The sequence below is a fragment of the Kribbella sp. CCNWLW201 genome, from assembly GCF_037203805.1.
Taxonomy (GTDB): Bacteria; Actinomycetota; Actinomycetes; order Propionibacteriales; family Kribbellaceae; genus Kribbella.
Genome location: NZ_JBBCBQ010000001.1, coordinates 1 through 15,664, shown reverse-complemented (window position 1 = coordinate 15,664; position 15,664 = coordinate 1). Strand labels below are relative to the sequence as shown.

Genomic DNA, 15,664 nt, shown 5'->3' with positions numbered 1-15,664 from the left:
GAAGGAGCGAACATGAGGCGGCGATGGCGCCTCCTGACGATCGGGACGGCGGTGGCGGGCTTGATGCTCGTCCCGATCTCAGCCGGCGCACATGATCCGGAACACGATCTCGGGACGCATCCGCCTACAGGCGGTGGTGCCCCGGATCTGCACAGCGACAACATGACGTTGCTGAAGAACCTGCCCAAGGTCGATACGGCGACCCAGTCAGATCTGGCGTTCGAGGGCCGGTACGCCTATGCGGGGACGTTCACCGGCTTCCGCATCATCGACATCTCCAACCCAGCGGCCGCGCAGCAGGTCAGGTTCTTCCCCTGTAACGGCGGCCAAGGCGACGTGTCGATCTACAACGGCCTGCTGTTCTCGTCGGTCGACACGCCGCAGACCAAGCCCACCTGCGACAGCGCCAACACCACGGCCGCCAACCCGGCCGCCTGGGAGGGCGTGCGAATCTTCGACGTACGGGACCCGGCCAACGTCAAACACCTCGCGTCGGTCCGCACGGACTGCGGGTCGCACACCCACGCGCTCGTTCCGGCCGGCCGGAACAGCGTGTTCATCTACGTCGCGTCGTACGGCCTGACGCCCGGCTCGATCGGGCCGCACTGCCAGCAGGACCACGGCAAGATCTCAGTGATCCACGTCGCGGTCAACAACCCTGAAAAGGCCCAGGTGGTCGCGACACCGCCGACGACCGACGTGCCGACGTTTGATCCGTCTCGTCTGGAGCTCGACGATCTGCTGCCGCCGGGCTCGCTGCTGGACACCAGGGGCTGCCACGACTTCTCCATCCTCAAGCCGCTTCAGCTCGCGGCGGCGGCATGCCTCAGCGTGGGCCAGATCTGGGACATCAGCGATCCCACCAGCCCGAGAGTGCTGCACACCCTGACGACCGAAGAGGTCCGTGCCTGGCACTCGGCGGCGTTCACCTGGGATGGTGAGCGGGTCGTGTTCGGTGACGAGGCAGGCGGCGGCGTCATCCCGCGGTGCCGCGCACAGGACCCGCCGACGACCGGAGCGGTGTGGATCTACGACGTCGCATCCGGTGCGGAACTCGGCCACTACAAGCTGCCACGCGCCGAGACGGGCGTCTGCACGATGCACAACTTCAACCTGGTACCCGGTGTGGACCGGGACATCCTCGTATCGGCCGCCTACACAGGCGGTACGACGGTCGCCGACCTGACCGATCCGGCGAACCCGGTCGAGATCGCCTTCTACCGGGCCGGCGATCCGATCGCCGCGAACACCTGGTCGTCGTACTGGCACAACGGGTTCGTCTACGCAAACGACATCAACCGTGGCGTCGACGTGTTCTCGATCGACCATCCGGCGCTGGCCGGTGCGGCGAACCTCAACCGCGACAACCCACAGACCCAGGAAGTCCTCTTCCGCTGACTGAACGACCGCAGGCCGGCTCCGGACAGCCGGAGCCGGCCTTGCCGGCCTGTGCCTGACACCTCTACCACCACGTCAGGAGGCATCCAGCCATGTCACGGCACACTCGTCTCGTCCTCGGCGCGCTACTGAGCGCCGGAATGTTGATCGTCCCGGCCACCGCGGTGGCCGACCATGGGACCAACCCGCACACTCCGAACATGCACGCCCTGGGGCACAGCCCGCACCCGGCGACGTTCCTGGGAGACCCGGACGGCGTGCGTCACATCAGCTCCGACATCGCGTTCCGCGGGAAGCTGGCGTTCCATGGCAACTACGACGGCTTCCGGGTGATCGACATCTCCGACCCGGAGGCACCGCAGGAGCTCCTGCACCAGCGGTGCAACGGGGACCAGGGCGACATCTACGTCCGCGGCGACATCCTGGTCCGGTCGTGGAACTCCAAGAAGACCACGCCCCGCCTGTGCGACGGCCAGACCGTACCGGCCGGATGGGAAGGCGTGCACGTCTTCGACATCAGCAACCTCGCCGATCCCGCGCTCGTCGCCTCGGTCTCGCTTCCTTGTGGATCGCACACCCTCACCGGCGCGGGGGTCTCACAGGGACGCCTGATCGTCTACAGCAACAACTCGAGCAGCGCGGGCTGTGTCGACGGCACCCGGGCGCTGGACGACCCCGTCGGTGACTTCATGGACGTCATCGCCGTACCGGTCGACAATCCCGCCGCCGCGAGCCTGATCCATCGCGAGCCGCTGGCCGGGCCGACGACGGACGTGCGGACCGGATGCCACGACGCCGGCGCGATCCTCGGCAGCGTCAACAAGGTGGTCTGCGCAAGCGCCGACACCATCAACGTCTTCGACATCGGCGCGAACAGCACGCCGGGCGGCAGCCCCGAAGACCCCGAACTCCTGTTCACGATCACCGAACCAGGTGTCGGCCAGGCGGGCACGAACGGCCGCTGGCACTCGACCATCTTCACCTGGGACGGCAAGGTCATCGCGGCGGGATGGGAGCCCGGTGGCGGCGCCGAGCCGGAGTGCCAGACCACTGACCCCGCTGTCGACAAGAGCATGTTCTTCTACGACGGCACGACCGGTGCGAAGCTCGGCCAGTGGACGCTGCCCCGAGGCCAGGACGGTGTCGGCGAGAACTGCACGATCCACAACTACAACATCGTGCCGCTGCGCAGCGGCCGGTACGTCGCGGTCGGTGGGCACTACCAAGCCGGCACCTGGGTGACCGACTTCACCGATCCGGCCAACCCGGTCACCGTGGGCTGGTCCGACCCGCCCGCCATCTCGCCGCCCGACCTGGGTGGCGCCTGGTCGTCGTACTGGTACAACAACTTCATCTACGAATCGAGTATCACCGAGGGCCTGAACGTCTTCCGGCTCAGCGGTGACACGACGGCCGGCGCGATTCGCCTCGGCCACCTCAACCCACAAACGCAGGAGTTCTCACTCCCGTGATCCCAGTCAACCGGGCCCGCCGCACCGCGGGCCCGGCCGCCCACAGCTAACCGAGGCAGGCCTCTTCCATCCATGAATCCGCCATCAGGTCGACGGCCGGCCGCAGACGTTGGGCACCGGACGTCGAGGTGCGGTGCGTTCTAGGGGGACTGTGCCGTCGGCGGGTGCTCGGGCCGATCGAGGAGGAAGGTCTGCATCGGACCTTTTCCCTTGACCTCGATGGTGCCGCGTGGGCGTACGGCGAACTCCGGGCCGACGGCGGCGGCCACCCGCGCGGTCACCTGGATCTCCCCGGGCCGTCCGTGGGACTCCATCCGGCTCGCGATGTTCACGGTGTCGCCCCACAGGTCGTAGATGAACTTGCGCCGTCCGATCACGCCGGCAACTGCTGGTCCCGAGTCGATCCCGATCCGGATCGCGAGCCAGCCGTGGCCCGGGCGGGCGGCGATCCGGGCGATCTCGTCGCGCATCGCGAGCGCGGTACGGGCGACCGCCGCCAGGTGATCCGGCCGCGGCACCGGCAGCCCGCCGACCAGCATGTACGCGTCCCCGATCGTCTTGATCTTCTCAACGCCTGCGGCGTCGGCGAGCCGGTCGAACGCGGAGAACACCTCGTCCAGCAGCGCCACGACATCCTCCGCCGCCATCGCCGCAGACCGAGCGGTGAAGCCGACGATGTCGGCGAAGAGCACGCTCACCGCGTCGTGGCGCTCCGCGATCACGCCCGGCTCGGCTTTGAGGCGCTCGGCGATCGGCCCCGGCAGCACGTTGAGCAGCAGCCGCTCCGACCTCTCCCGCTCCAGTTGGAGCTCCCGGGGGTCGCGGTCCCGCTGCTCCACGAAGTAGCCGAGCATCACATACGCGCTCACCATGACGCCTGCGATGTTCAGCACCAGGAACGTGACCACGAAGCCGGTCGGTAGCGCCGCTGGGGAGCCTGCGAGCCGGGCGTCGGCCAGGCCGAGCAGGACCAACTCGACCAGGCACACCGCAAGCCACGGCACGGAGCGCCGGAGCCCGAGCATCGCGAGCGCCACCAGCGGCGTGACCACTGCCCACAGGATCATCCCGCTCGAGGCCACGAAGCCGCCGAGGGAGACCTGCAGCAAGGCAGGCAGCACCAGGAACGCCGCGAGCTGGGTGGTTCGGAACATGCCGAAACGCCGCGTCCGAGCCAGCACGACCAGCCCGATGACGGTGATCACCTGATAGCTGCCCGGAATCGCCGCCGAGACCGGGTCGCCGTACGCGAGGTACGTGCTCACCCAGACCGTGGAGAGCAGGGCGATCACGACCGACCCGAAGATGAGCGTCCCCTGCCGGAGCCGCTCGTCCTGGGAGTCCTCCCGCCGGGCGCCGAGATCGGCCAGCCGCTCCAACCGGCGGACGACAGCCCGCCCCGGGCCGCGCCCGCGGACACCAGCCTGGAACCAGGACCCGGTCACGGAAGGATCGTATGCGTGCGATCGGCTGGCGGCATCCTCCGCAACAGGCACCGCGAGGACCTGCCCAGTGCTGCACCGCTGGACGTTCCTCTTTCGCCGATCAAGTCGCGGCGAACAGGCCGGTGAGGTACATGACGAGAAGGCCCGCTGACAGGGCGCCGGCGGTGGCCGGGTCGAGGATCCGGCCGGCCTGGTTTCTCAGACTGGGAGCCCCCGCGATGCTCACCAAGCGCGACAAGGCGCGGGTATTCGCCGAGGCCGCCCGGGTGTTGAGGCCAGGCGGCCGGCTGGCGGTCGCCGACATCGTCACCGGGCGGCAGCTCAAGGAGTCGATTGTCTGCGACGTCGATCTGTGGGCCGCGTGCATCGGCGGAGCCGCGCAGGAGGACGCGTATCAGCGGATGATCGAGGCCTCCGGGCTGACCGTTACGGCGATGTGGCGCAACCCCTACGAGTTCCTCTCCGAGCGGGCTCGCGATGCCAGCGTTCGGTACGGCGTGAAGAGCATCTCATTGCTCGCAGAGAAACCTGCCGACTGAGGTGCTGAGCCCGGCCCGCAACGCCGGGGCCTGAGCAGTCTCAAGGTCTCCGGAGACCTTGAGCGCTGTGAAACCAAGGTATCCGTCCAATTCCCGACTCAGTAGCTTGTTGAGATGCCTCCTCCGTGCCGGGTCTCCGGAACGTCGTACTGCGAGCAAGAGTCAGTCGGCCGTGGGGTCTGCTACGGCGATGCCCCAGATGTCGGTGTTGCCGAAGGTCGGCGGGCAGGCGGTGCCGGCGACGCCGTCGATGGTGAACCGGCCCTGCACCGGGTCGAACTGCCCGATGTTCGTCGCTGTCGGTCCGGATCGCGCAGCCCTGCCGGCCACCGGTCTGGGCGTTGTTCGTCGCGGGAGAAAGCTGCTTGGCCCGCCAGGTCAGCCCACCGTCGCTGGACGCCGCGAACAGCACGGGTTCCGGCGCGCTGGAACCAACACCCCCGGAAGCCGACGTTGCAAACGTACACGTTGCCGAAGAAGTCGCTCGAGGCGGCGTTGTCGGCCCAGATCTGCTCCTTGTCGGAGAACAGCGCCGAGTTCTGCCTGGTCACGATGACCGGATCGGACCACGCGGCGTGGACGCCTGCCAGGGACGCGACGGTTCGGCGACGCGAACAACCCCGCTGGATGACTGGTGCACCACTGCGTGGTTCGGTACGGCGCTTTCACTGAGTTCTCATGAACTCGTCGGCAGGGTTGATTGCGACGCCGTACCCGGCGTCGACCCGAAGGAGCAGACCATGCCAACAGCCGATCCCGCGACCGAGCGGCACCCGTTCAGCCGGCCACCGGCCTCTTCGACTCCCGATGACGAACGGCGGTCCTCGCCCCCGCCGGCGCCTGGCCGGCATTGGCGGCCCTGGCACTTCATCGTTGCCCTGGGCCTCTTCGCGGTGCTCTTCTTCGGGCCTGGAGTGATCGCCGCGGCACAGACGGAATCGCTGACCTACAGCGCGTTTCTGGCGGACGTCCAGGCCCACAAGGTGTCCGCGGTCGCCGTGGGCACCGACGGGCAGATCTCCGGGACGCTCACGGGTGGCGCGCGTTTCGCCACCCAGGCGCCGACGTGGGCGCTGACCACTGACGATCTGGCCAACCGCCTGGAGAACGCCGGCGTGCAGGTGTCGGCCGAGCAGGCTACCGACACGCTGCGGCAACTGATCGATTCCCTGCTGCCCACGCTATTGCTCATCGGCGCCTTCGTCTGGTTCGGTCGCCGGACCGGACGGAGCCTGGGGTCGGGCGGCGGGCTGGGCGGCCTCCTGCGGGGCAAGCCGGCCCGGGTGACGGAGGCCGAGCGGCCAAGCACGCGGTTCGACGACGTCGCCGGCTACGACGGGGTGAAGGAGGAGGTGCGGGAGGTTGTCGACTTCCTGCAGCATCCGGAGCGTTACCGGCGCGTGGGCGCGAGAGGTCCGCGCGGGGTGCTGCTCGTCGGCCCACCCGGAACGGGCAAGACGCTGCTCGCGCGGGCGGTGGCAGGGGAGGCGGAGGTCCCGTTCTACGCGGTCACCGGCAGCAGCTTCGTGGAGATGTTCGTCGGTCTCGGCGCGTCCAGGGTCCGCGACCTGTTCGCCGATGCCCGGCGCAACGGTCCGGCCATCATCTTCATCGACGAGATCGACGCCATCGGTGGCCGGCGCGGCGTGACCGGCTTCGGCGGACAGGACGAGCGCGAGCAGACCCTCAACCAACTGCTGGCGGAGATGGACGGCTTCACCCAGGGCGGTTCGGTCGTCGTCCTGGCCAACACCAACCGGCCGGAGATCCTCGATCCCGCGCTGCTCCGGCCCGGCCGGTTCGACCGGCAGGTGCAGGTTCCGTTGCCCGTGCTGGCCGAGCGGGCACAGATCCTCGGCGTCCACACGCGCGACAAGGTGCTGACCGGACACGTCGATCTGATGGATGTTGCGCGCGGTACGCCGGGCTTCAGCGGCGCTGACCTGGCGAACCTGGTGAACGAGGCGGCGCTCCGGGCCGCTCGGGACGGTCGCGGTGAACTGCGGCCGGCCGACTTCGAGGACGCGCGGGAACGGCTCATCCTCGGTCGTCGTGACGGTGCCGCGCTGCTTCCCGAGGAGCGGCTGCGGGTTGCTGTGCACGAGGCCGGCCATGCCTTGGTGGCGGCCCTGTCGCCGACCGCGGACCCGGTCTCGAAGATCACCATCCTCCCCACCGGTCTGGCGCTGGGCGCGACCCATCAGCTTCCGGCCGACGAACGCCGGCTGTACACCGAGCAGTATCTGCGGGAGTCGCTGGCGGTTCGCCTGGCGGGCCGCGCGGCCGAGATCCTCGTGTTCGGGGAGCCTTCGACCGGAGCGGCGGACGACCTCGCCGGGGCGACCGACCTCGCGCTGCGAATGGTCCGGGACTACGGCTTCTCGAAGGATTTCGGGCCGGTCGCCTATCCCACCGCGCCGTCGGCTACCGGCAGCGCCGAGGGCGGAGACAGGCCGTACGCCGAGGCGACCCAGCGGCAGGTCGATCTGGAGGTGGCGCGTGTGCTGCGAACCGCCGAGGACCAGGCCGATCTGCTGCTCGAGCGCCATCGCGCATCACTCGACCGACTGAGCAAGCGGCTGCTGCAGGACGAGACAGTCGACGGCGCGGTCGTCTACGACATCGTCCGCCGTCCGCCGACGCGAGTCGCCTGAGGCGAGAGGAGAAACCATGAGGATCATCACGCTCGGCCGGAGAACGATTCGCTGGCTGCCAGTGCTGCTGGCGATGCTCACGTTGGCCGGCTGCGGCTGGTATCCACCCTTCCAGGACCTTCCGGGCGGCGGGGTCGACGCGAAGTCGGCGCGGGTCGTCATCGACGACCTCTGGATCGACGGACCACACGGAATCCCCGCCGGGGGCAGCGCGCCGTTGCGGCTGGCGATCACGAACACGTCCGCGACGACCGCCGACGCTCTCGTCGGTGTCTCGGCCCCGATCGCCGAGCGAGCCGTGCTGGAGCAGGACGGTCACCCGGTGGCCGGTATCGCTTTGCCGGTCGACGGCTTCGTCGATCTCGAGTCGCACACCGGTGTCGAGCTCGAGAGTCTGCGTACGTCGCTCACCGCCGGCACGTACATCCCGGTGACCCTGCGGTTCGCCCGGGCCGCTCCGGTGACCGTGCGGGCAGTCGTCGGGCCCCTCGCCGTACCAGAGCCGCAAGACCCTTCCACCTCGGCCTGAGCCGGCCGTAGAGAGGAGCGAGATGAGTATCGCGGAAACGACAGCCACCGGTCCGGTTCGGAGTCTGGTGCCGGCCCGGCTGGATCGGTTGCCATGGTCAAGGTTCCACTGGCTGGTGGTGATCGGGCTCGGTGTCTCCTGGATTCTGGACGGGCTGGAGATCCAGATCGTGTCGCAGGCGGGCTACCAGAGCACGCTCGGTCTGTCCGCCGGCGCGGTGGGCGCCGTCGGCTCGGTGTACCTTGCCGGCCAGGTGCTGGGCGCGTTGTTCTTCGGGCGGATCACCGACCGGCTCGGCCGCCGGAAGCTGTTCATGGTCACGCTGGGCGTCTACTTGGTGGCGAGCGGGATCGGCGGTCTGTCCTTCAGTCTGTGGTTCCTGCTGGTCTTCCGGTTCATCGCCGGGATGGGAATCGGCGGTGAGTACACGGCGATCAACTCCGCGATCGACGAGCTGATCCCGTCGCGTTACCGCGGCCGGGTCGACATCGCGGTGAACGGCACGTACTGGGGTGGCGCGGCGCTCGGTGCCGTGGCCAACCTGTACCTGCTGTCCGACCACCTTCCCACCAACGTGGGCTGGCGGATCGGCTTCTTCCTCGGGCCGGTGATCGGCCTGGTCATCATCTTCCTGCGCCGGACGCTCCCGGAGAGCCCACGCTGGCTGATGACCCACGGACGGCAGGCAGAGGCGGAGCGCACGGTGGCGGAGATCGAGCGCCGGGCAGCGTCCCGGGGCGCCGTGCTCTCGCCGGTCCCGGAGCGGCTGGCGGTGGAGATCACGCCCGTCGACAGGGTTTCCTACCTGCAGATCGCGAAGGTGTTCCTTCGCGACTATCCGTCGCGGTCGTTCCTCGGCTTCTCGATGATGGTCACCCAGGCCTTCCTGTACAACGCGATCTTCTTCACCTACGCCCTGGTCCTGCAGCACTTCTACGGCGTGCCGAAGGCGCACACCAGCTACTACTTCTTCCCGTTTGCCCTCGGCAACCTTCTCGGGCCGCTGCTGATCGGGCACCTGTTCGACACGATCGGCCGGCGCCGGATGATCCTGTTCACCTACGGGGTCTCGGGATTGTTGCTACTGGCATCGGCGTATCTGTTCCAGGCGGGACTCCTCAACGCCACCACGCAGACCGCCCTGTGGTGCGCGATCTTCTTCCTCGCCTCGGCCGGCGCGTCGTCGGCGTACCTGACCGTGAGCGAGATCTTCCCGCTGGAGCTCCGTGGCCAAGCGATCTCGTTCTTCTTCGCCATCTCACAAGGTGCCGGGGGAGTCGTCGCGCCGTTCCTGTTCGGACACCTCATCGGCACCGGCGACAGCGCGGTCCCGGACCGGAACCCGCTGACCTGGGGGTACGTGATCGGAGCCGTGATCATGATCGCGGGCGGCGTCATCGCCTGGTACTTCGGCGTCGACGCCGAGCGCCGGTCGCTCGAGGACATCGCCACCCCCTTGTCGGCAACCACCAACCATCGGGAGGTCACCTCATGAGTGGATTCATCGTCGTCGCGGTCGATCCGGCGACAGGCTCGAAGGAGGCGCTGAGATGGGCCGCCGACGAGGCCAGGCTCCGCCACGCGCGCCTGCGCGCCGTGATGGCGTGGCGAGCCGCGCGGCCACCGGCTGCTCCCGCCGCCCGGCCGCCGGTGGCTCTGAGCCTCAGTCCCGCCGACGCCCAGGCCGATGCCGATGCGAAGCTCGCCAAGCTGGTCGCCGATGCCCTCGGCCCCGGGAACGCCGCCTGCTGTCTCGCGGTGCATGGGCCGGCGCTCGCGGTCCTGCTGACCGCTGCACATGACGCCGACCTGCTCGTGCTCGACCCGCCTCGCCCGACCGACCTGACCCGCGCCAAGGCCAGCCTGCTCGCGCCCCAACTGGTGTTCCGGGTGCCCTGCCCAGTCGTGGTCATCCCACCCAGGGCCGCGTAACCGGCTACCTCATCGGCGGTGCCGGCGTCTGATGATCAGCGCGACGATCACGACGACCATCGCGATCAGTACGCCGGACCAGCCGAGGTAACGTTCGGCTCGCGCGTAGGCCGCACCGGCGAGGAACCCGATGCCGGCTACGGTGACGGCCCACAGCGTCCCGCCGGCCACGTTGTACGCGACGAAACGCCGGTAGGGCAACCCGCTGGCGCCTGCGACCGAGGGGACCAGCGCCCTCAGTAGCGCCACCCAACGACCGAGCAGTACGGCGGGACCGCCGTACCTCTGGACGAACGCCTGCGCACGGTCCAGACGCCGCCGCGTCGTGTCGGACGCACGAGAGAACAGGCGCGGTCCCAGCTTCGTGCCGACGGCATATCCGATGCTGTCGCCCACGACCGCGCCGAGCGCCGCGGCCGCCATCACGGCGAGCAGCGGCACTCGTCCCTCGTGTGCGAAGACTCCGCCGAGCAGTACGGCGATCTCCGCCGGTATCACGACACCCAGCAGAGTCGAGGCCTCGAGCGCGGGCAAGGCGAACACCACCAGGAGCAGTGCCCAGGGCGGCACTCTCGCCAACTCGCGGAGTAGGCTGCTCATTCGGCGTCGGCATCGAGTCGGTACCCCGCGCCGCGGACGGTGTGGATGGTGTCCCGGCCGAACGGGCGATCCACCTTGTCGCGGAGGTAGCGGATGTAGACGTCGACCAGGTTCGACCCGCCGTCGTACGCGAAGTCCCAGACGTGGTCGATCAGGTAGGTCCGGCTGAGTGCCTCGCCCGGCCTGCGCATCAGTTCCTGGAGAAGCGCGAACTCCTTCGGGGACAGTGCGACCTCGACCTCACCTCGCCGGACGATCCGAGACACCGGATCCAGGGTCAGATCGCCGACCTGGAGGACGACGGGACGTTCCAGCGGCCCTCGCCGGGTGAGCGACCGCACCCGGGCGAACAGCTCCGCAAGAGCGAACGGCTTCGTGAGGTAGTCGTCGGCACCCGAGTCCAGGCCACGGACACGGTCCGGTACGGCGTCCCGCGCGGTCAGCATGAGGACGGGCGCCCACCGGCCTTCGGCCCGCATCCGGCGACAGACCTCGAAGCCGTCCGGTGCGGGGATCATGGCGTCGAGCACCACGGCGTCGTAGTCGTTCTCGAGCGCGTTCCACAGTGCGTCCGCCCCGGTGGCCGCGGCATCGACGGCGTACCCCTCCCGCTGCAGGCTGCGGACCAGCAAGGCGGCCATGCCGGGATCATCCTCCACCACGAGCAGCCGCATACCTGTCAGCGTAGAACTCGGTTGCCTCATGGCTGCGGCTCACCCGCCTCGTCGAACGGCCGCACCGAGGTCTGCACCCGGGCGGTGAGCCGCGCGAGGTCACCACGCAGTCGCTCGACCTCGTCCCGGAGTTCCTCGATGGCAACAGCCGCCCGGCGGTCCGACTCGAGACCGTACAGCGCGACTTCGGCCGCGGTGTCGTCGAGGCGTTTCGAGGTCATCAGCACGATGGACAGCGCCACCACCACGAGACCGGACAGTACGACGGTCGTCCCGGTGGCGGCGTCGCGTCGTACGGCGAGCACGATCCCCACCCCGGCCAGACCCGCGCCTACCGTGGCGGCGGTCCATGATCCCAGCAGGCCGCGGGCCAGGTCCGTGGCCCGTTCACGCCGGGTCAGCCCGTCGTACGACCGGACCCCGGGGTGCAGACTCCAGGTCGGTTCGCGGCTGCGCAACCGCGCTGGGCGAGGCGAGTGGGTGGTGTCCGGGGTCACGGTGCCAGGATCGGGCCGAGAGGATGAGAGGACGGTGAAAGGGATGCGACTGCTGCCGGGCTCGTTGCGGGGCCGGGTGATCTTGGTGTTCACGGTCGGCGCGGCCGTCGTGCTCAGTGTGTGCCTGGCTCTGCTGTACGTCGCCCTGGACAACCAGCTGACGTCCGCTCTCGACGAGGACCTGTCGTCGCGCAGCTCCGACATCTCGGCCGCCTTGCGAGCGGGGGACACCGGGGTGGTCGCTCGTGACCCGATGGCGCAGTTGTACGCGTCCGACGGCACCCTGCTGGCCGGCTCAGCATCCCTGGGTACGGGCAGACTGCTCAGCGCGGCGGACGTCAGGGACCTTCGACGCGAGGTCGCCGAGACGCGATCGCTTTCGATCGGCGGCGACGCCGAACGGTCGAAGGTTCGGATCCTGCCGCGGCGGCTGGGATCGGGCGAGGTCCTGGTGGTCGGCGTCTCCGCGGAACCCTTGCAGGCGGCCCGCGAGCGCTTGGTGGCCCTCCTGCTCGTGGCCGCACCGCTGCTCATCGGCCTGCTCGGCCTCGCCGGATGGCTGGTCGTCCGGGCAGCACTCCGGCCGGTCGACATCCTGACCCGTGAGGCGGCCGCGATCTCGTCGGTCGAAACCGATCGCCGGCTGCCCGCCGTACCCGGCAATGACGAGATCGCCCGACTCGCACGGACCCTCGACGGAATGCTCGGCCGGCTCCGGGTCGCCTTCGAGCGGGAGCGCGCCTTCGTCGACGACGCCAGCCACGAGTTGAGGACCCCGATCGCGGTGCTCCGGGGGGAGATCGAGCTCGCCTTGTCCGCACTCGGCGAACCGGCCGAGGTCGAGCGCTCGCTCGTCGCGGCGCTCGGCGAGACCGAACGACTGACCCGGCTCGCCGAGGACCTGCTGCTCCTCGCACGCGAGCGAGCCGGCTCTCTCGTCATTCGCCGTGAGCCGGTCGACTTGCTCGACCTGGCCACCGGCGAGGCGCGGCGCCTGGGCCCGGTGCTCGGATCGCGGATCGAGGTTCTCGGCCAGCCCGTGGTCGTTGACGGGGACCCCGATCGGCTCCGCCAGGTGCTGACCAACCTGCTGCACAACAGCGCCGCTGCCGGAGCCAGGACCGTCCACGTGCGGGTGACCAGCGATGCGACGACCACGGCACTGGAGATCGCCGACGACGGACCCGGGTTCCCACCCGCCGTCATCGACTCAGCCTTCGAACGGTTCGTCCGAGGCGACAACGCCCGCACCCCCGGGTCGTCCGGAGCTGGCCTGGGTCTGGCGATCGTCCGCGCAGTGGTTGCCGCCCATGGTGGCACGGTCGAGGCACGCAACGGCGAGCCGCTCGGCGGCGCGGTGATCACCGCGCGACTACCGCTCGGTTAACCCGCGATCAACCATCGGACGGGCCTTCAGCGCGCGCTCTGGCGCGCAAGCGGATCACAGGTGACGACCGGCTGAGCGGTCCTTGGGTCAGCCGCCGTACGGCTGACCCAAGGATGTCAAGGCGGCCGAACACGTACCCGCGGGCTCAAAGGTCGCCTAGCGCGCATCGGCCGGGGCAGCTGGTCCCTGACCTGTGTTGGTAGGCCCCGTGGGACTCGAACCCACAACCCGCGGATTGGGAATCCGCGGTTAGCAGCGTGTTCCGAGTCTTGCCAAAACCACAGCCTGACCTGGGCATATGCCGTTGTGGTGATGCTCGGCGGTACCCGTCGATTGGCAATCTTTTGCGTCCATACAGGTGGGCAATCTGGTGGGCTGTTGGGCACACAGTCTCTCCGTGCGCAGGGGGTTCTTCATCGACATTCGCTACGCTCAGGCGAGTCGAAGGAGGGGCATGACGCTACCCAGGAAAGGCTCACGGCGGATCACTGTCGACGGTGTGACCTATCGGTGGCATTTACGTGGCCGGCCGACCTACAGCCAGGGCCTTTGTTGGTCTCCGTGCACCTACGCCGTGGAGCGCCTAGAACACCCTGGGGCGACACTCGTGGTCAAGACGAATCAAGTGCACCCCGCCAACTTCCTCGGTCAACAGCCCGTGGCGGTCCTGCCATCCGACGTTGCTCGGTCCATTCGGTTCGCCGTCGAGCGCGGGTGGCACGCCGAGAGTCCAGGCCCACCATTCCTGATCGACCTCTCCGAAGGGTTCACCCCGTCTGGCTAACACGGCCGAGTCATGCGCGACCGTCCCCTCAACTGTGGCTGCCGCGCCGGGTCCCGGGACTCCAATGCGTTGCGGCCACGAGGAGCTTGGTCATCAGTCGTACGGCCCGGTTCGCGAGGGTACGGAGAGTCCTTGTTTACAGGGCATCGAACGGTTGCGGATGCTGTCGACCGCCTCCGTACTGCAACCACTCCTGCAACCCCGTGTGAACCCCTCAACACCGCTTTCTGCGCAGTCGGTTGCTGTTATGACCCGTTGATGCCAAGATCCCTTGTCATACAGGGGTCTGCGGCTGCTACGTGGTTCGCTATCGGTCGGCTTCTGGTGTCAGCTCGCATTGAAACCCATGGGCCAACCATGGTTGCAGGGGTGTGGTCCGCGCGGCGGCCTAGTGCCGTACTTCTCGATCACGAAGCGCCAGAGGAGCGGTACGGCCTCCGAGGGCGTCCGTCGATGGAGTCGCTGTGACCGGTGCTGGACAGATGCGCGATGCGAATATATGGCCGGCTCCGAATGTTTTGATCGCGATCAACGCGGCACGCACGCGGTCCGGTAGTGGCCGATTGCGATAATCTGAGCTGCGTGTGTGAGCTACGAACTTAGGAGATCTGATGCCGCCTGAAGACCGACAGTCGGATTGGGACCTATTTATCTCATATGCGAGCGAAGACCGAAACGAGTTGGTCGGGCCCCTAGTCAACCTGCTCTCACAGTTCGGGCTTAAGACATGGTGGGATCAGTTTGAGCTGAAGGTCGGCGACAGCCTGTCGCGAATCATAGATATAGGCCTCTCGCGATCCAGATTCGGCGTGGTCGTGATATCCCCATCGTTCCTGGAGAAGAGGTGGACCGATTATGAGTTGAGAGGGCTGACTGCACGAGAGCTTGCTGGACGAGAGGTGGTCATCTTGCCAGTTTGGTACAAGGTAAACGCCGACGACATTCTCGCATACAGCCCGACCTTGGCAGAAAAACGCGCAGTACTAATACCCTCACCTCCGACTGACGAGCACATACTTGACGCGTGCGTCGAAATTCTGGAGGTTGTAAAGCCTGAGCTTTTGACACGGATCCATCGACGGGCAGCCTATGAACTCAGCCGCCGCAGCGCCAAGAAAGGGACGATGCGCGTCACTGAGGCGATGATTGCGCCGTATCGACATGACACACTTCCTGACAACCTTATCGGCCGAATTCGCCTGATTCGGGCAGCCCTGCTGTCGGTATACCCCATGACGATGAACCTGTGGATCGATGGCTTCAAAAGAGATGCGCAGCCATCAAGCGAAATCGAGATATGGGAGCACATAGCAGCGGCGTTCCTAGAGGTCTTTCAGTATCTTCCACTCGAAGGGGATGAGCCTGAATCCATTTTCCAATTCATCCTATTGGCTTCGTCGGGAGTCGAGGATCCCCCCCTGCTTGAGTCTTTGGAAGAACACCGAGAGATGCTCATGCACATTGTCGCCTCGATGCTTCCCGTGGTTGAGATCAGATCCCCTCTCGGTGATACGTACGGCGAGGGAACGTTCGAAGACTCGGATTCGATTCACGTCGAGGACTTTGAAGACCGCATTTCCCCGGAGGTGGCACAACGCCTGGCCGACCGGCTGGCCAACCGACTCGATGACGGCCAGAAGTGAACTCCCAATACATCGAATAGGGGTCGATATGCACGTCCAGCAAACGTTGCGTGGAAGCATCTCTGACGGTTACGTGTCAAGACGGCGGGCAGTCCTCCCGCATCGCCCCG

The 15,664-nt window shown here is 67.7% G+C and carries 15 protein-coding genes and 1 tRNA gene; 10 read left to right on the top strand and 6 right to left on the bottom strand.

What is annotated here, in order from left to right; genetic code table 11:
• Positions 1-12: 12 nt before the first annotated feature.
• Positions 13-1,398: an LVIVD repeat-containing protein gene (locus tag V9K99_RS00080; RefSeq protein ID WP_337008300.1), complete on the top strand. Its 1,386-nt coding sequence runs from the start codon at positions 13-15 to the stop codon at positions 1,396-1,398.
• 92 nt (positions 1,399-1,490) lie between these two features.
• Positions 1,491-2,870 carry an LVIVD repeat-containing protein gene (locus V9K99_RS00075; RefSeq protein WP_337008302.1) on the top strand — a complete coding sequence of 460 codons (1,380 nt, stop codon included), beginning with the start codon at positions 1,491-1,493 and terminating at the stop codon, positions 2,868-2,870.
• A 140-nt stretch (positions 2,871-3,010) separates the two neighbouring features.
• Here V9K99_RS00075 and V9K99_RS00070 read toward each other — a convergent pair whose 3' ends face one another.
• Entirely contained in the window at positions 3,011-4,315 is a 1,305-nt protein-coding gene (locus V9K99_RS00070; RefSeq protein ID WP_337008304.1) for an adenylate/guanylate cyclase domain-containing protein, read from the bottom strand.
• A 218-nt stretch (positions 4,316-4,533) separates the two neighbouring features.
• Here V9K99_RS00070 and V9K99_RS00065 point away from each other — a divergent pair, with 218 nt between their 5' ends.
• Positions 4,534-4,854: a hypothetical protein gene (locus tag V9K99_RS00065; protein WP_337008306.1), complete on the top strand. Its 321-nt coding sequence runs from the start codon at positions 4,534-4,536 to the stop codon at positions 4,852-4,854.
• Positions 4,855-5,016: 162 nt separating this feature from the next.
• Here V9K99_RS00065 and V9K99_RS00060 read toward each other — a convergent pair whose 3' ends face one another.
• The gene (locus V9K99_RS00060) at positions 5,017-5,184 is read right to left on the bottom strand and encodes a hypothetical protein (RefSeq protein ID WP_337008308.1); all 168 of its coding nucleotides are present in this window, start codon (positions 5,182-5,184) and stop codon (positions 5,017-5,019) included.
• A 123-nt stretch (positions 5,185-5,307) separates the two neighbouring features.
• Here V9K99_RS00060 and V9K99_RS00055 point away from each other — a divergent pair, with 123 nt between their 5' ends.
• The 5 genes from V9K99_RS00055 to V9K99_RS00035 all read left to right on the top strand — a co-directional run bounded on the left by V9K99_RS00055 (position 5,308) and on the right by V9K99_RS00035 (position 9,969).
• On the top strand, positions 5,308-5,526 hold the full coding sequence (locus tag V9K99_RS00055; RefSeq protein ID WP_337008310.1) for a hypothetical protein: 219 nt from the start codon (positions 5,308-5,310) through the stop codon (positions 5,524-5,526).
• Between the two features lie 68 nt (positions 5,527-5,594).
• Positions 5,595-7,508 carry an ATP-dependent zinc metalloprotease FtsH gene (ftsH, locus tag V9K99_RS00050; RefSeq protein WP_337008312.1) on the top strand — a complete coding sequence of 638 codons (1,914 nt, stop codon included), beginning with the start codon at positions 5,595-5,597 and terminating at the stop codon, positions 7,506-7,508.
• A 16-nt stretch (positions 7,509-7,524) separates the two neighbouring features.
• Positions 7,525-8,037, top strand: coding sequence for a copper chaperone PCu(A)C (locus V9K99_RS00045; protein ID WP_337008313.1), 513 nt, complete (start codon positions 7,525-7,527; stop codon positions 8,035-8,037).
• Positions 8,038-8,059: 22 nt separating this feature from the next.
• The gene (locus tag V9K99_RS00040; protein ID WP_337008314.1) at positions 8,060-9,532 is read left to right on the top strand and encodes an MFS transporter; all 1,473 of its coding nucleotides are present in this window, start codon (positions 8,060-8,062) and stop codon (positions 9,530-9,532) included.
• Positions 9,529-9,969: a universal stress protein gene (locus V9K99_RS00035; protein WP_337008316.1), complete on the top strand. Its 441-nt coding sequence runs from the start codon at positions 9,529-9,531 to the stop codon at positions 9,967-9,969. The genes V9K99_RS00040 and V9K99_RS00035 overlap by 4 nt, the downstream gene beginning before the upstream one ends.
• Positions 9,970-9,978: 9 nt before the next feature.
• On the opposite strand, the gene V9K99_RS00030 is transcribed toward V9K99_RS00035, so the two are convergent.
• Genes V9K99_RS00030 through V9K99_RS00020 form a run of 3 tightly spaced genes read right to left on the bottom strand, consistent with a single transcriptional unit; the run spans position 9,979 to position 11,740 of the window.
• Positions 9,979-10,569: a DedA family protein gene (locus tag V9K99_RS00030; RefSeq protein ID WP_337008318.1), complete on the bottom strand. Its 591-nt coding sequence runs from the start codon at positions 10,567-10,569 to the stop codon at positions 9,979-9,981.
• The gene (locus V9K99_RS00025; protein WP_337008320.1) at positions 10,566-11,243 is read right to left on the bottom strand and encodes a response regulator transcription factor; all 678 of its coding nucleotides are present in this window, start codon (positions 11,241-11,243) and stop codon (positions 10,566-10,568) included. The genes V9K99_RS00030 and V9K99_RS00025 overlap by 4 nt, the downstream gene beginning before the upstream one ends.
• 26 nt (positions 11,244-11,269) lie before the next feature.
• Positions 11,270-11,740, bottom strand: a complete 471-nt coding sequence (locus V9K99_RS00020; RefSeq protein WP_337008322.1) for a hypothetical protein — start codon at positions 11,738-11,740, stop codon at positions 11,270-11,272.
• Positions 11,741-11,783: 43 nt separating this feature from the next.
• Between V9K99_RS00020 and V9K99_RS00015 the strand changes: the two genes are divergently transcribed.
• Positions 11,784-13,127: a sensor histidine kinase gene (locus V9K99_RS00015; RefSeq protein WP_337008324.1), complete on the top strand. Its 1,344-nt coding sequence runs from the start codon at positions 11,784-11,786 to the stop codon at positions 13,125-13,127.
• 197 nt (positions 13,128-13,324) lie between these two features.
• Here the strand turns inward: V9K99_RS00015 and V9K99_RS00010 are convergent.
• A tRNA-Gly gene (locus tag V9K99_RS00010) sits at positions 13,325-13,414 on the bottom strand.
• A 1,108-nt stretch (positions 13,415-14,522) separates the two neighbouring features.
• On the opposite strand from V9K99_RS00010, the gene V9K99_RS00005 reads away from it, so the two are divergent.
• Positions 14,523-15,554: a toll/interleukin-1 receptor domain-containing protein gene (locus tag V9K99_RS00005; protein ID WP_337008326.1), complete on the top strand. Its 1,032-nt coding sequence runs from the start codon at positions 14,523-14,525 to the stop codon at positions 15,552-15,554.
• The last annotated feature ends 110 nt before the right edge of the window (positions 15,555-15,664 follow it).

What these genes read in the sequence shown, in the direction of transcription:
- V9K99_RS00030 (WP_337008318.1), bottom strand. Translation starts at nt 10,569, where the DNA reads ATGAGCAGCCTACTCCGCGAGTTGGCGAGAGTGCCGCCCTGGGCACTG.
- V9K99_RS00015 (WP_337008324.1), top strand. Translation starts at nt 11,784, where the DNA reads ATGCGACTGCTGCCGGGCTCGTTGCGGGGCCGGGTGATCTTGGTGTTC.
- V9K99_RS00025 (WP_337008320.1), bottom strand. Translation starts at nt 11,243, where the DNA reads ATGCGGCTGCTCGTGGTGGAGGATGATCCCGGCATGGCCGCCTTGCTG.
- V9K99_RS00045 (WP_337008313.1), top strand. Translation starts at nt 7,525, where the DNA reads ATGAGGATCATCACGCTCGGCCGGAGAACGATTCGCTGGCTGCCAGTG.
- V9K99_RS00065 (WP_337008306.1), top strand. Translation starts at nt 4,534, where the DNA reads ATGCTCACCAAGCGCGACAAGGCGCGGGTATTCGCCGAGGCCGCCCGG.
- V9K99_RS00075 (WP_337008302.1), top strand. Translation starts at nt 1,491, where the DNA reads ATGTCACGGCACACTCGTCTCGTCCTCGGCGCGCTACTGAGCGCCGGA.
- V9K99_RS00080 (WP_337008300.1), top strand. Translation starts at nt 13, where the DNA reads ATGAGGCGGCGATGGCGCCTCCTGACGATCGGGACGGCGGTGGCGGGC.
- V9K99_RS00035 (WP_337008316.1), top strand. Translation starts at nt 9,529, where the DNA reads ATGAGTGGATTCATCGTCGTCGCGGTCGATCCGGCGACAGGCTCGAAG.
- V9K99_RS00040 (WP_337008314.1), top strand. Translation starts at nt 8,060, where the DNA reads ATGAGTATCGCGGAAACGACAGCCACCGGTCCGGTTCGGAGTCTGGTG.
- ftsH (WP_337008312.1), top strand. Translation starts at nt 5,595, where the DNA reads ATGCCAACAGCCGATCCCGCGACCGAGCGGCACCCGTTCAGCCGGCCA.
- V9K99_RS00005 (WP_337008326.1), top strand. Translation starts at nt 14,523, where the DNA reads ATGCCGCCTGAAGACCGACAGTCGGATTGGGACCTATTTATCTCATAT.